Here is a 14,586-nt window from a genome sequence, read left to right on the forward strand (position 1 = left end):
CGCCGACGGGGTGGATAGAATTCAGATACGAGTTTCCCAATGCGTCATCATCTTCTTATGGCTGTTCTGGCAGGGCTCGGTTTGCTTTTGGCGCCTTCGGGGGGCTCTCTTGCGGATGGCGGCGAGGCATATCCCAGCAAGATCGCGCTCGGCGAGGCCTTGTTCCACGACCCCAATCTCTCGAAAAACAGGAGCCAGTCGTGCTCTACATGCCATGCGCCGGGCGCGGGCTTTGTGGATGCGCGGCAGACGGATCTTGTCGGCAGCGATGTCTCGCTTGGGGATGACGGGCAGTCACTCGGAGGCCGCAACGCACCGACTGCCGGATATGCTGCGCTGACACCTCCATTCTCAAAGGGGAGCGACGGCGAATATCGAGGAGGATTCTTCTGGGATGGTCGCGCACGGACACTCGAGGATCAGGCGGGCGGTCCGCCGTTGAACCCCGTCGAGATGGGAATGCCCGACAAGGCCGCCGTCATTTCGCGGCTTCGCGAGGACCCTTCATACGATCGGTCGTTTCGTGTCCTCTACGGCCGGAGCGTGTTTCAGGATGATGAGACCGCCTATTCGGCGATGGTCAACGCGCTGGCCGAATATGAGCGCGGGCCGGAGTTCAGCTCTTTCGATTCCAGATATGATCGTTATCTCCGAGGCGAAGAAAAACTGACGGACCAGGAGGAACTGGGGAGGGTCCTTTTCTTCTCGCAGCAGTTCACCAATTGCAGCATCTGCCATGAGGTGCGTGGGCCGAACGGCCTGAAGGACGCAGTCTTCACGAACCACAAGTATTTCAATATCGGTGTTCCCGCCAATCCTCGTCTTGCTGCCGGTACAGCTGGGGCGGCCAAACCCGACCTCGGTCTCGCCGAGAACCCGCTGGTTGCGGGAGAGCCGACCGCTCGCGGAAAATTCAAGGTCCCGAGCTTGCGGAACGTGGCGGTGACGGGACCCTATATGCACAATGGCGTCTTCAGGGATCTGCGGAGCGTCGTCCTCTTCTACGTAAAATACAACAGCATCAAGAAGAGCCGCCAGATCAATCCCGAGACGGGGCAGGAATGGGGTGCGCCCGAAGTGCCGGACAATCTGGCCATGGAGCAATTGACGGCCGGTCCGGCGCTGGACGACAAGCGGGTCGATGCGATCGTCGCATTTCTGAAGACATTGACGGACCGGCGGTATGAGCCTCTCCTCACACAGGAGAAGCTTAAACAATGATCAGGCTTCCATGAGGCCACCATCAGCCAGGATCCGCTGAACGAGGCTGGCGACATTTTCCGATCGCGCGTTTTTCTTCCAGGCAAGCGAGAGCTGCATATCGTAGGTTTGGGGAAGGGGGATGGCTTCCATCTTTTCATCAACGCCGGAGATCGCCCATTGCGGCAGGAGCGCGATGTAACCGTGCTCGATCACGAGGTTTGCGATGACGGGGATGGAATCGATCTCCACGAAGGACAGGCGCGACCGTTCCTCGGGCCGCAGTATATCCTCGCTCAGCGATACGAATTTCTGGCGCAGACCGCTCTTGAGACTGGGAAGAGCAAGCGGCGTGTTGATCAGAAGACGTTTCAGATCGTGCCGCTGAGCCTCGATCGCCTTCGCCGAGCCAACGACGGAAAGACCTGAACGCGAGACCACGCGGTGGTCGATGCCTGCCGGCACATCGACAGTATCCAGAAAGACGATGTCGTATTGCCGACTGTTGAGGCCGGACAGAAGTTCCTCGGCGTTGGTGCTGGAGATATAGAGCGGATTATGCGGTTGGTGCAGCGGCCATCCGGCAGCGAGCAAAGCCAGGATTTTTGCGATCCGGCTTTCACGACCCAGCGGAGCGACGGAACCGAGATTGATCATCCGGCTCGTTCGGCGGAAACGCTCTCCGGCATGGTCGGAAATCCTCAGCCAGATCGTTTCCAACTCTTCGGCGAGGATCAGAAATCCTTTGCCTTCTTCCGTCGGTACGGCGCCCGACGCGGTGCGATCGAGGAGTGCGGCGCCTATATCCTGCTCAAGGCTCTTCAACTGACGCGTCAATTGCGGCTGGCCAATGCCGATCTCCATGGCGGCACTGCGGATGCTGCCTGTCCGGGCAACGACGAGGAGGCGCGACAGCGCCAACAGCGAGACCGACATGCGGGCAGCATGCTGCTCGACCGGCGCCTCGTCCGGCATCTTGGAAAGTGTTGCCAGATCCAGAATGAGATCGGCTGCGTGGCGGAGATCACGGGCAAGGCGGCGGCCTTCCAGTGTCGGCAGGATGCGGTTGCCGGTGGTCGTCGTCAGCGGCGTTGCTATATGTGACTGTAAACGGGCCAAGGCGGCAGAGACGCTGGCGACCGGTCGCCCCAAGGCGCGGGCAGCGCCCCTCAGGCTGCCCAACGAAAGCGCGTAGTGAGCCATCAGGAGAGTGGCGATGTCCATTGCTCAAACTTTCCGCAGCTACTCTGTGAGATAGGCAGGCCCGGTATAATTCGTTCACGATATGGGATATCCCTCGGCTCTGCAAATTCCCCTATCGTGACATCCATCGCAGGCCGAACGGCGGGCAGTGCATCAACCGAGGAGACATGATCCATGGCGGATTTCGATCTTGTTCTGAAGGGCACGCTGGTGCTGCCGGATAGCGTGGTTCCGGAGGGGCATGTCGCCATTCGCGACGGATTGGTGGCGGCCGTTGGGCAGGGTGATATGCCGGCTGCGAAAGAGCGCCAAGATCTCGGTAAAGCGCTGATCCTGCCGGGCGCGATTGATGCGCAGGTTCATTCGCTTTCGCAGAAGAATCAGGAGGATTTCATCTGGTCGACGCGCGCGGCGGCGGCCGGCGGCGTGACGACCATCGTCGACATGCCCTATGACGAGGGCAATCTCATTTGTTCCGCAGAGGCCGTGCGCGGAAAAGCGACGCATGGGGAAAGCCAGGCACGCGTCGATTTCGCGCTCTACGGCACGATCGATCCGGAGGAGGGCGCCAGGCGTATTCCCGAACAGGTGGAAGCCGGCGTTGCCGCTTTCAAATTCTCCACATTCGGCACCGATCCGAAGCGTTTTCCGCGCATTCCCGCACCGCTGATGGCGGAGTGCTTTGCTGCTATCGCACCGACTGGCTTGACGGCCGGCGTTCACAACGAGAATGACGAATATGTGCGGGCCGCAATGGAGAAGGTGAAGGCTTCCGGCATCACCGACTACCGGGCGCATGAAATGTCCCGCCCGCCGCTCACCGAACTGCTCGCCATGGTGGAAATCTACGAGATCGGCGCCGCGACAGGCTGCCCGGCGCATGTGGTGCATTGTTCGCTCGGCCGCGGCTACGAGATCGCCGCGGCCTATCGCGCACAGGGTCATCGGGCAACGGTGGAATGCCTGATCCACTATCTGACGCTCGACAGCGAGACGGATGCGAAAAGGCTTGGAGGCCGCTCCAAATGCAATCCGCCGATCCGGCCGCGAGCCGAAGTGGAAAAGCTCTGGCGGCATATCGCGGCCGGCAACGTGACGCTGCTTTCGACCGACCATGTGAGCTGGTCGCTCGACCGCAAGACCAATCCTGACATGCTGGCGAATGCCTCCGGTCTGCCGGGGCTGGAAGCCATGGTGCCTCTCTTCGTCAAGGGCGCGCTGGAGCGCGGTGTGCCGCTCACCTGGGCAGCACGGCTGATGGCGCTCAACCCTGCGCGGCATTTCCGCATCGACCACATCAAGGGCGCTCTGGAAGTCGGCAAGCATGCGGATATCGCCGTTCTGACGCCGGAACGCCATGTCTTCGACGCTTCCAGGACCGGCAACAACGTGGTCGGCTGGTCGCCCTATGACGGCATGACGCTACCCTACAAGGTGGCGGCGACCTATCTGCGTGGCAAGCTTGCCTACGATGGTTCGAAGGTTCTCGCCGAGCCGGGCAATGGCAATTTCGTGCGGCCGCTGGCGAGCCTGCCGCTTCAGGGGCTTTCAGTATGACGCGCAATCTTCCTGTCAAGGCAGACCGGATTGCGGCGGATATCGATGCCTTGGCAACGCTCACCGAGCCGGACCGGCCCTGGACGCGGCGCGCCTTCACGCCGATGTTCCTGAAGGGCCGAGCCTATCTGGAGCGTCGCTTCAAGGAGGCCGGGCTTGCGACACGCATCGATGCGGCAGGTAATCTGATTGGTTTCCGCAAAGGAGCGGGTTCCAAAGGCACGATCATGCTGGGCTCGCATTCCGATACCGTGCCGAATGGCGGCCGCTTCGACGGGATTGCGGGTGTCGTTGCGGCTCTGGAAGTCGCTCGATCGCTCGACGAGGCGGGTATCGCTTTGGAGCATGATCTGGAGATCGCCGATTTCCTGGCAGAGGAAGTGTCGATCTTCGGTGTTTCCTGCATCGGCAGCCGTGGCATGCTCGGTCTGCGTCCGGCGGAATGGCTGGAACGGGAAACGGACGGCATGAGCCTTGCCGAAGGAATTCGCATGGTCGGCGGCGATCCGGCGATTGGCGGCGGGCGAGGGGACATCAAAACCTCTCTGGAACTGCATATAGAGCAGGGGCCGGTACTGGAGAAGGAAAGAATCGACATCGGCGTGGTGACCGCGATTGCCGGCATTACCCGGATCGAGATCGTCGTCGAGGGGCGGGCGGACCACGCCGGTACGACGCCGATGGGCGCGCGGCGCGACGCGCTGACGGCGGCTTCCCGCGTCGTGCTCGGCATCGAGCGGATTGCCTCTGAACTCGCCCAAGGACCGAGCCATTTCGCGGCCACGGTCGGCGAATTTTCGATGGAGCCGAATGCCGCCAATGTCGTTCCATCCCATGTCCGCATGCTGATCGATGCACGGGCGGAAGATCCGGCGGTGATGGAGAGCTTTTCGGAGGCGGTTTCCGCATTGACCGAGCAGACAGCGAAAAGGAGCGGGGTGACCATCACGCCGCCGCGCCGGATCTCGAACAACCCGGCGACGCCGATGGCGGCTTCGGTTGTTGCATTGCTGGAGGAAAGTGCAGCTGGCCTCGATGCGTCGAGCCGGCGCATGGTCTCCGGTGCGGGACATGACGCGGCATTTCTGGCCAAGGTGGCACCGGCGGCGATGGTCTTCATTGCCTGCCGCGACGGGCGCAGCCACGCGCCGGAAGAATGGGCGGACAACGACGATATCGCGCTCGGCGCGGCGGTTCTCTACGAAACGGTCCTCAAGCTGGACAGGCAATAAAGGAGCAAGGGCATGGGGCGGATTCTGACAGAAAAGGATGTCGAGGCGGCGGTCCGTGGCGGCTCCGTTTATGCAGCCGGCGGCGGCGGCTGGGCCGATCACGGGCGGATGCTGGGTTATGCGGCTGTCAGCATCGGCAAACCGGAACTCGTCTCCATCGATGAACTCGATGACGACGATTGGGTGGCCACGGCCGCGGCGATCGGCGCGCCGGCCTCCACCACCAATTGGGAGATGGAGGGCATCGACTATGTGAAGGCCGTAGAACTCCTGCAGGAGGCACTCGGCGAGCCGCTCAAGGCGCTGATGATCGGCCAGAACGGCAAATCCTCGACGCTGAACGGCTGGCTGCCGTCGGCCATTCTCGGCACCAAGGTCCTCGACGCCGTCGGCGATGTCCGGGCGCATCCGACCGGTGACATGGGCTCGATCGGCATGGCGAATTCGCCGGAGCAGATGATCCAGACGGCGGTCGGCGGCAACCGCGCCGAAAATCGTTACATGGAGCTCGTGATCCGCGGGGCGACGGCAAAGGTTTCGCCGGTCCTGCGCACCGCCTCCGACCAGTCAGGCGGCTTCATCGCCTCCTGCCGCAATCCCTTGCGCGCGTCCTATGTGCGCAAGAATGCGGCGCTCGGCGGCATCAGCCTGGCGCTCACGCTCGGTGAGGCGATCATCGCTGCGGACGGCAAAGGCGGGCATGCGATCATCGACGCGATCGTCAGGACGACTGGCGGCTCGATCCTCATCGAGGCAGAGGTGACTGACAAATCGGTCGTCTATACGAACGAGGCCTTCGATGTGGGGACGCTGACGCTCGGCAAGGACGACAAGGCGATCACCATGCATGTGATGAACGAATACATGGCGGTCGAGGATGCCGGCGGTCACCGGCTGGCGACTTTTCCGGACATCATCAGCACCTTGTCACCGGACGGTGAGCCGATGAGTGTCGGGCAGCTTCAGCCCGGCATGCGGGTCTTCCTGTTGCACGTGCCGAAGACAATCATTCCGCTTTCCTCCAGCGTGAAAGACCCGTCGGTCTATCCGATTGCCGAAACGGCGCTCGGCATCAGCATAGCCGACTACGCGCTCGCCTAAGGAGAGGACCATGCCGAAGCCCAATCCGCGTCACCCGAAATTCCCGATCCCCGGCGGGCCTGAATTGCGCGCCAGGGGCTGGCGGCAGGAGGCGCTTCTGAGGCTGCTCGAAAACGTGCTCTCGGTCGGAGAGGACCCGGACAATCTCGTGGTCTATGCGGCGCTTGGCAAGGCGGCGCGCAACTGGCCGGCGCATGATGCGATCGTCCGGACGCTCAAGATCATGGAGGAAGATCAGACGCTGATCATCCAGTCAGGCAAGCCGGTGGGATTGCTGAAGAGCCATGACAAGGCGCCTCTGGTCATCATGGCGAATTGCAACATCGTCGGTCAGTGGGCAAAGGCCGAATACTTTTATGAACTGCAGGAGAAGGGGCTGATCTGCTGGGGCGGTCTGACGGCCGGCGCCTGGCAATATATCGGCAGCCAGGGCGTCATCCAGGGCACCTACGAGATTTTCATGCGGATTGCGGAAAAGCGGTTCGGCGGTACGCTTGCCGGCCGGTTTGTCCTGACCGCCGGTCTGGGCGGCATGGGTGGCGCCCAGCCGCTTGCCGGCCGCATGGCGGGTGCTGCGATCCTCGTCGTCGACATCGATCCGGAGCGGGTCGCCAAGCGCAGATCGATCGGGTTTCTGGACGAGGTGGCGCCAAACCTCGACACGGCGCTTGCCATGATCGATGCGGCGGTGAAGGAAAAGCGCGCCGTCTCTGTCGGCCTTGTCGGCAATGCAGCCGATATCTATCCGCAGATCGTCAAGCGCGGCGTCGTGCCGGATGTCGTCTCCGACCAAACCTCCGCCCATGACCTCGTTTACGGCTACGTGCCGAAGGGCATGAGTCTCGAAGAGGTACGCCGGTTGCGCAGGGACGGGCAGGGGCAGCTGATGGCGGCAAGCCGGGCCTCGATCGCCGATCACGTGCGCGCCATGCTGGATTTCCAGAAACGAGGCTCGGAAGTCTTCGACAACGGCAACCTGATCCGTACCCAGGCAAAGCAGGGCGGTGTCGAAAACGCCTTCGATATTCCAATCTTCACCGAAGCCTATCTCAGGCCGCTCTTCTGCAAGGCAATCGGGCCGTTCCGGTGGATGGCGCTATCGGGCGAGGAGAGCGACATAGCCCGGATCGACGACCTCGTGCTCGAGCTCTTTCCCGAAAACCGGATCGTCACCAACTGGATACGGCTGGCGCGGGAAAATGTCCCGTTCGAAGGCCTTCCGGCGCGTATTGCCTGGCTTGGTCATGGAGAGCGTACGGAACTCGCGCTGGCGGTGAACGACCTCGTGGCGAAGGGTGAGCTTGCCGGGCCGATCGCGTTCTCACGGGATCATCTCGATGCCGGCGCCATGGCGCATCCCAACATCATGACCGAGCGGATGAAGGATGGTTCGGACGCGATCGCCGACTGGCCGCTCATCAATGCGATGACGCTCTGCTCTTCCATGGCCGATCTCGTCGTCATCCATTCCGGAGGCGGCGGTTACGCCGGCTACATGACCAGTGCCGGCGTCACGATCGTTGCGGATGGGACCGACGCTGCCGCGGAACGCATTTCGCATGCCATCACCAACGATACCTCGCTCGGGATCATTCGTTACGCCGATGCCGGTTACGAGGAGGCGATCAACGCGGCGGAAGCCGCAGGGCTTCTGCTCCAACCGAGCGCTGCGTTGCGGGGCGGCGCCTGATTGGAGCCGCCGCGAACGCCTGCCTACCAGACCTTGCTGAGCTTGAAGGTAACGGTGCGGGCATCGCCATAGCCGCAGGTGTACGCGCCGCCGCAGCCTCTCACATACTCCTTGTCGAAGACGTTGGTGACGTTGATGGAGCCTTCCCACCCATCCTTCCTGTAGCGGATCGCCGCATCGAAGACCGCCGCATCCGGAACCTTCAGCGTGTTCTCGCGATCCGCCCAGCTTTCGCCCTGATAACGGACGCCGCCGCCGAGGCTCAAGCCTTCAAGCGCGCCTTGCGTTACGGTGTAATCCAACCAGAGCGAGGCAGTCATATCCGGCACGAGATAGGGCTTCTTGCCGATATAGGCCGGGTTGAGGTCTTCCGTGACTTCAAGGTCGGTGTAGGAAAACGAGCCGAGAAGCTTCCAGTTTTCGTTCAGGTTGACCTTGCCTTCCAGTTCGATGCCGCGCGACTCCACTTCGCCGATCTGCTCCGAAAGGGAGGTGGCGGGGTCGGTGACGGCGACGTTCCGCTTGGTGAGGTGGAACAGGGATGCGGTGAATGTTCCGTCGATGAGTGTCGGATCGTATTTCAGGCCGACTTCATACTGTTCACCTTCTTCCGGTTTGTTGTTGGGAGTGGTGCTGACGGCAACCGTCGGGTTGAAGAAGGTTCCGACACTGGCATAGGGCGTGAGGCCGTTGTCGAACTCGTAAGCCAGGCCGGCGCGGCCGCTGGCGGCCGACTTATCGTAGCTGTAACTTGACGAGGTGAGTCGATCGTCAGTGTCCGTATGGACGAAATCATAGCGACCGTTGAGCGTGACGAGCCAGCCATCGCCGAATCGGATCTGGTCCTGCACGTAACCGCCAATTTGCTGCTGCGTCACCACTTGGTCGATGTAGACGAAGTTGGTTCCCTGCGGAACGCCGTAAACAGGATCGGTGGCGCTGATCGGGGTCGCGCCGCAGCAGGCCTGGATGTGATCCAGCCGATAGTATTTGTAGTCGATGCCCACCATGAGGTCATGACGCGTGGCGCCAAGATCGAATTCGGTCTCGGCGCGATTGTCGATGGCGACGGTATCGACCTTCGACGTCGCTTCGAAGCCGATACGGTAAAGCTCGTAGTCGGGTGCGGTCGGTGTTCCGCCTACATACCCATAGAGATACGGCCCTTCCTCGTGCTTCCAGAGGTGACCATAGCGGAAGTTCGATGAGAACTTCCAGCCGCTGTCGAATTCATGCTCGAACTCGTAGCCCACCATCTGCTGGGTATATTTGCCTTCATCGATGTCCGGTTCGCCATAGAAGGCATCGCGGTCGATCTTGCCGAACGGGGCGTCGACGACCGTGCCGACATAGGGGAAGAAGCCGTTGCCGGTATGCACCTGATCGAGACCCGAGACGGAACCCCAGACTGTCAGCTTCGTGGCCTCATCCGGCGATATGGTCAGCTGCGGCATGATGAATCCGCGCAGGTCTTCGGAATAATCCGAATAGTTGTCGCCGCCGGCAACCTTGCCGGTCAGGCGATAGGTCATCGTGTCACTGTCGCCGACCTTGTCGGAAATATCGAAGCCGCCGAAAGCGTTGCCATTACTGTTGATGCCAATTTCGGTGTAGTAGTACGGCTCATCCGTCGGGCGCTTGCGGATATAATTCAGGATGCCGCCGGCGTTGCCGCCGCCGTAGAGCACCGAAGCAGGCCCCTTCAGGACATCGACCCGCTCCAGCATGAAGGGATCGACCTGAAAGCCACCGAAACCGTAGGAGAAAAGGTTCAGGCCATCGTAGAACACGCCGGTCTGGGTAGCGTCAAATCCACGAATGTAAACCCAATCGGTATCCGGATCGGTGCCGAAGGGCTCGGCGGTGACGCCTGGCGTGTAACGCAGCGCTTCGTCGATCTTGTTGACGACGCCGCGATCGTTCATCTCTTGCTTGCCGACGACCGAGACGGATTGCGGAATTTCGTTGAGCGGCGTGTCGGTCTTGGAGCCGGTGGCGGATTTCTTCGCGACGTAGCCTTTCACCGGCCCGGTCGCGCTTTCACCTTCGCCTTCGCCCTGAAGCACGATCGGGGCGAGGGTCGTATCGGCGTTCTGCGCCTCAGCCGCCCAACCCGCGCAAATGCCGATCAGCGCGACGCTCGCGCCCAATCCCAACCGTATCCTGAAAAACCCTTTCCGCTTCCCCATCCGTAGAACCCCTACTCACTTGTCCAAGCAGCCGCTCCCCCTTGGATGCGGCTCTGCGATAAGGTGAGTGATTAACTCAATTTAAATCGCCCGGCTTGGCCCGATCCGCGGCAATTGAATGATTTTGGGCAATTTTCACGGCTATGAGCAAATCTCTGCGACAGCCGTTAGGTTCGTCTTACCTTTTTCCAGCGTGCCGGAGTCGTGCCGACATGCTTGCGGAAAACCCGGGTGAAGTGTGCCTGGTCGGAAAAACCCGTCTCGGCGGCAATGGATGTCAGGGGCTGGTCGTCGGCCAGGAGCAATTCCTTGGCGCGGTCGAGGCGCGCGTTCATCTGCCATTCGTGTGGCGCCATGCCCGTCGACGCCTTGAAGGAATGGCTGAAATGCGATTGCGACAGACTTGTCAGGTCGGCGAGCTCCTGCAGGCGGATATTGCGCATGCAATTCTCAGCGATGAAATCGGTGGCGCGCCGGAGTTGCCAGGAGGCAAGGGAGCCGCGTTTGCGTGACGGCGCCTTCATCATCTTGAGCACGTCGATGACGAGTGCCAGTGCCAGCCCGTCCCCGTAAAGGTCGTGCAGCGGGTCAGGATTGGCAATTTCGGCGGCGATCAACTCGGCAAGCGCCACAACGCGCTGGTCGAAGAAGAGGAGTTGCGGATCGCTGAGCTTCTTAGGATCGATCTCCTCCATCAGCCGCCGGCTGACGACATCCGCATCGAAATGGATATCGAGATGGCGCACATACTGCACCTCGGTGATATCGACCCAGAGGTCCATGTCCGCGGGAATATAGGAAATCGGACTGTCACGCCTGTCCTGCGGCGCTCCGCGCCCCCTGGGAGAAAGCTTGACGTTCGGCCGGCCCCGACCGCGGTGGTCGAGCAGGATGAAGAGGCGCGGATCGCGCGCTACATAATGTCCACCTGCATAGGCTGCGCATTCCACGTCCCAGAGATCGGCAGTGATACCGTTCCAGTTACGACGGCGAAGCCCTCCGATGACCGAGAAGCCCTCGATCTTATTCTGCATCCGCGGCTGAAACGTCATCCTGATTTCCCGCAAATATAAACTTGTATCCGTTTATCAAGTTTATGAAAGGCCATCAATCGGCATGTTTTGTCGGCTTTCACCGATCTGCGCCTCGTGCAGCCTGTTATAGGTACCGCGCCGGGCGATCAGGTCCTGGTGTGTCCCCTGTTCAACGATGCCGTTGCCGTCGATGACCACGATTCGGTCGGCGCCATGGATGGTGGCGAGCCGGTGGGCGATGATCAGCGTCGTGCGGCCTTCTGAAAGTTCCGCAAGAGAGCGCTGAATGGCGCGTTCGGTCTCCGTGTCGAGTGCCGAGGTGGCCTCGTCGAGGATCAGGATCGGCGGATTCTTCAAAAACATCCGGGCAATCGCGACGCGCTGCTTCTGACCGCCGGAGAGTTTGACGCCGCGTTCTCCGATCATCGTATCGAGCCCGTCCGGCAGATTCGCCAGCATTTCCTCAAGCCGCGCCCGCCGTGCCGCCTCGACGATCTCCTTCTCCCCGGCGCCGAGCCGTCCATAGGCGATGTTTTCACGAATCGTGCCGCCGAACAGGAAGACGTCCTGCTGCACGATGCCGATCTGCTGGCGCAGCGATACCCTCGTCATCCTGCGGATATCGATGCCGTCGATGGTGATGCTGCCGCCGCCAATCTCGTAGAAACGCGGCAACAGCGAACAGATGGTCGTCTTGCCGGCACCCGAGGGACCGACGAAGGCAATCGTCTCGCCGGCGTGGATCGTCAGGTTGACGTCCTTCAGCACCGGCTTTTCGAGGCTGTAGCCGAATGAGACGTTCTCGTAGGCGATCTCGCCCCTGAGATGGTCGACCTTAACCGCATCCGGCGCATCAGCGATATCCGGCTCCGTGTCGATGAGTTCGGTGAAGCGACGGAAACCGGCAATGCCCTTGGGATAGGTCTCGATGACCGAGTTGATCTTCTCGACCGGCCGGAAGAAGACGCCCACGAGCAACAGGAAACCGATGAAGCCGCCGGCGGTGAGCTCGCCCGACAGGACGAAATAGGCACCGGCAATCATCACCACCATCTGGGTCAATCGCATGCTCATGTAGCTGAGCGAAGTGCTGGCCGCCATCAGCTTGTAGGCTTCAAGCTTGACGCGCCGGTAGTTCTGGTTGTCCTCTTCGAAGAGCGCCCGCTCATGCTGTTCGTTGGCGAAAGCCTGAACCACGCGGATGCCGCCGACATTCTCCTCGATGCGGGTGTTGAAGTCGCCAACCCGATCGAACAGGCGACGGAAATTCTGGGTCATCCGGCTACCAAAATGGCTGGTGACCCAGGCCGTCAGCGGTACGATGACTGCGGTGATCAGGGCGAGCTGCCAGTTGACCGAGAACATCAATGCCAACGCGCCGGCAAAAGTCATCAGCGCGATGAACAGATCCTCCGGCCCGTGATGGGCGACTTCGCCGATCTCTTCCAAATCCTTTGTGAGGCGACCAACGATATGACCGGTCTTCTGGCTGTCGAAATAGCTGAACGAAAGTTTCTGTAAATGGTTGAAGGCGGCGCGGCGCATATCCGTCTCGATATTGATGCCGAGCATGTGTCCCCAGTAAGTGACGATCGCCATCAGGCCGGTGTTGATTGCATAGACGATGAAAAGCGCTGCGGAGGCGGCGAGGATCAGCAGCCATTCCTGGCTGAGCAGCAGTCTGTCCACGAAAAGTTTCACGGCCATGGGAAAGCCGAGTTCAAGGACCCCGGAGAGGATCGCACACGCGAAATCGAGGATGAAAAGGCCTCGGTAAGGCCGATAGTAGGAGAAGAAGCGGCGTAACATTCAAGTTCTCGGGGTGAAATCGATATCAGAGCGTGGCTGACCAGAAAAAACGAAACTGACGAAACATGATCCGCTTACTCCATATTAGAAAACGAGCCCGGACGGATAGTGCTTTATACCGCTGAATGCAAACGAGCGAAAATGTGCGGATGGGAATGTTCCGCTTCCGTTTTTTTGCGACCGGCGGCCTCCGTTCTCCGCTTACTCTCGATCTTGTCCCAGGCGAATGCATCGCGCTGATCGGCTACGGCGTCGGGAGCTTTCCGGAATCGACTTTGCGCGGCGGTTTCCTATATCGGTCCAAGCCGGTGGCTGGATGCTAACAGGAGAGGAGTAAGACATGACAATGACTTCAGAGGATGTCGTCGCCGTGCTTGGGCCTATCGACGAGACGATGATCGCCGATGTCATCGCGACCGGCGCGACGGCGGGAGAACTCGCCGAAGCCTGGGCCTGGATCAACAGCGAAGAGGCGCTGGTCAGCGAAGGCCGGCGGCCCCCGACCGGAAAAGTGGCTGAGCTTGTCGACCTCCTGTCCTCCCAGGAGGAAGATTGGGAAGAATAAAATCTTGCACGAAAGGCGAGCCCGATGCTGGTTGGACAGCTGCGGGAAATGCTTTCTTTTTCCTGCGTGTTAGCAGTCGCTTGGGCAGAGTGCCAATTTTTTAGCGTTTCCCCTTGAAACTGGAATTTCTCAAACCAAATCGATCTCACCAATCGTTCGTTTGAGAGGGGGGTGGCGCTTGTCCGGACTGGTCAGCCGGTCCGGGAGGGAGCTTTGATCATCATCGCTTGTCCAGGAGGAAGACATGACGTTCCGACCGCTTCACGACCGCATTCTCGTCCGCCGGGTCGAATCCGAGGAGAAGACCAGGGGCGGCATTATCATTCCCGACACTGCCAGGGAAAAACCGCAGGAAGGCGAGGTCATTGCCGCCGGTCCCGGTGCGCGCAACGACCAGGGCCAGATCCAGCCGCTCGATGTCAAAGTGGGTGACCGGATCCTGTTCGGCAAGTGGTCGGGAACCGAGATCAAGATCGACGGCGAAGACCTTCTGATCATGAAGGAAAGCGACGTCATGGGCATTATCGAGGCCCCGGTTGCCGGCCAGAAGGCCGCCTGATCCGGTTCAAGTCAGTCAGTGGCTGCCTATTAGGAGTGAGGAAAATGGCTGCGAAGGAAGTCAAATTTCATACCGATGCCCGTGAACGCATGCTGCGCGGCGTCGATATTCTCGCCAATGCAGTGAAGGTCACACTGGGCCCGAAGGGGCGCAACGTCGTGATCGACAAGTCCTTTGGCGCGCCGCGCATCACCAAGGACGGCGTGTCCGTTGCCAAGGAAATCGAACTGGAGGACAAGTTCGAGAACATGGGCGCCCAGATGTTGCGCGAAGTCGCGTCGAAGACGAGCGACGTCGCCGGCGATGGTACTACGACCGCCACGGTTCTCGCCCAGGCGATCGTCAAGGAAGGGGCCAAAGCGGTGGCTTCAGGCATGAACCCGATGGACCTGAAGCGCGGCATCGACCTTGCGGTGGAGGCGGTCGTCGCCGAGCTGAAGAGCAATG

At 60.7% G+C, this 14,586-nt stretch carries 12 protein-coding genes; 8 read left to right on the forward strand and 4 right to left on the reverse strand.

The window, feature by feature from the left end; genetic code table 11:
• Window positions 1–57 precede the first annotated feature (57 nt).
• On the forward strand, window positions 58–1,221 hold the full coding sequence (locus tag ABK249_RS09925) for a cytochrome-c peroxidase (protein WP_348862777.1): 1,164 nt from the start codon (window positions 58–60) through the stop codon (window positions 1,219–1,221).
• On the opposite strand, the gene ABK249_RS09930 is transcribed toward ABK249_RS09925, so the two are convergent.
• Window positions 1,222–2,424, reverse strand: coding sequence for a LysR family transcriptional regulator (locus ABK249_RS09930; protein WP_210053061.1), 1,203 nt, complete (start codon window positions 2,422–2,424; stop codon window positions 1,222–1,224).
• Between the two features lie 153 nt (window positions 2,425–2,577).
• Here ABK249_RS09930 and ABK249_RS09935 point away from each other — a divergent pair, with 153 nt between their 5' ends.
• Genes ABK249_RS09935 through ABK249_RS09950 form a run of 4 tightly spaced genes read left to right on the forward strand, consistent with a single transcriptional unit; the run spans window position 2,578 to window position 7,983 of the window.
• On the forward strand, window positions 2,578–3,960 hold the full coding sequence (locus ABK249_RS09935) for a dihydroorotase (protein ID WP_348862758.1): 1,383 nt from the start codon (window positions 2,578–2,580) through the stop codon (window positions 3,958–3,960).
• On the forward strand, window positions 3,957–5,192 hold the full coding sequence (locus ABK249_RS09940; protein ID WP_348862759.1) for a Zn-dependent hydrolase: 1,236 nt from the start codon (window positions 3,957–3,959) through the stop codon (window positions 5,190–5,192). The genes ABK249_RS09935 and ABK249_RS09940 overlap by 4 nt, the downstream gene beginning before the upstream one ends.
• 12 nt (window positions 5,193–5,204) lie before the next feature.
• Complete coding sequence (locus tag ABK249_RS09945) at window positions 5,205–6,293, forward strand: DUF917 domain-containing protein (RefSeq protein WP_348862760.1); 1,089 nt, start codon at window positions 5,205–5,207, stop codon at window positions 6,291–6,293.
• Window positions 6,294–6,303: 10 nt separating this feature from the next.
• Window positions 6,304–7,983, forward strand: a complete 1,680-nt coding sequence (locus ABK249_RS09950) for a urocanate hydratase (protein WP_348862761.1) — start codon at window positions 6,304–6,306, stop codon at window positions 7,981–7,983.
• 23 nt (window positions 7,984–8,006) lie between these two features.
• Here ABK249_RS09950 and ABK249_RS09955 read toward each other — a convergent pair whose 3' ends face one another.
• From ABK249_RS09955 to ABK249_RS09965, 3 genes are all read right to left on the reverse strand, one after another.
• Window positions 8,007–10,172 (reverse strand): TonB-dependent siderophore receptor, encoded by a 2,166-nt coding sequence (locus ABK249_RS09955; protein WP_348862763.1) that lies wholly within the window; start codon window positions 10,170–10,172, stop codon window positions 8,007–8,009.
• Between the two features lie 167 nt (window positions 10,173–10,339).
• The gene (locus ABK249_RS09960; RefSeq protein WP_348862764.1) at window positions 10,340–11,224 is read right to left on the reverse strand and encodes an AraC family transcriptional regulator; all 885 of its coding nucleotides are present in this window, start codon (window positions 11,222–11,224) and stop codon (window positions 10,340–10,342) included.
• Window positions 11,225–11,266: 42 nt separating this feature from the next.
• Window positions 11,267–13,015: an ABC transporter ATP-binding protein gene (locus ABK249_RS09965; RefSeq protein ID WP_348862765.1), complete on the reverse strand. Its 1,749-nt coding sequence runs from the start codon at window positions 13,013–13,015 to the stop codon at window positions 11,267–11,269.
• A 340-nt stretch (window positions 13,016–13,355) separates the two neighbouring features.
• On the opposite strand from ABK249_RS09965, the gene ABK249_RS09970 reads away from it, so the two are divergent.
• The 3 genes from ABK249_RS09970 to ABK249_RS09980 all read left to right on the forward strand — a co-directional run.
• Entirely contained in the window at window positions 13,356–13,580 is a 225-nt protein-coding gene (locus tag ABK249_RS09970) for a hypothetical protein (protein ID WP_037147796.1), read from the forward strand.
• Between the two features lie 244 nt (window positions 13,581–13,824).
• Window positions 13,825–14,139, forward strand: a complete 315-nt coding sequence (locus ABK249_RS09975; RefSeq protein WP_037147794.1) for a co-chaperone GroES — start codon at window positions 13,825–13,827, stop codon at window positions 14,137–14,139.
• 44 nt (window positions 14,140–14,183) lie between these two features.
• On the forward strand, window positions 14,184–14,586 hold a 403-nt coding region (locus ABK249_RS09980; RefSeq protein WP_348862766.1), incomplete at its 3' end, for a TCP-1/cpn60 chaperonin family protein.

Origin of the sequence: Neorhizobium phenanthreniclasticum (assembly GCF_040066075.1) — a bacterium.
Lineage (GTDB): Bacteria > Pseudomonadota > Alphaproteobacteria > Rhizobiales > Rhizobiaceae > Neorhizobium > Neorhizobium petrolearium.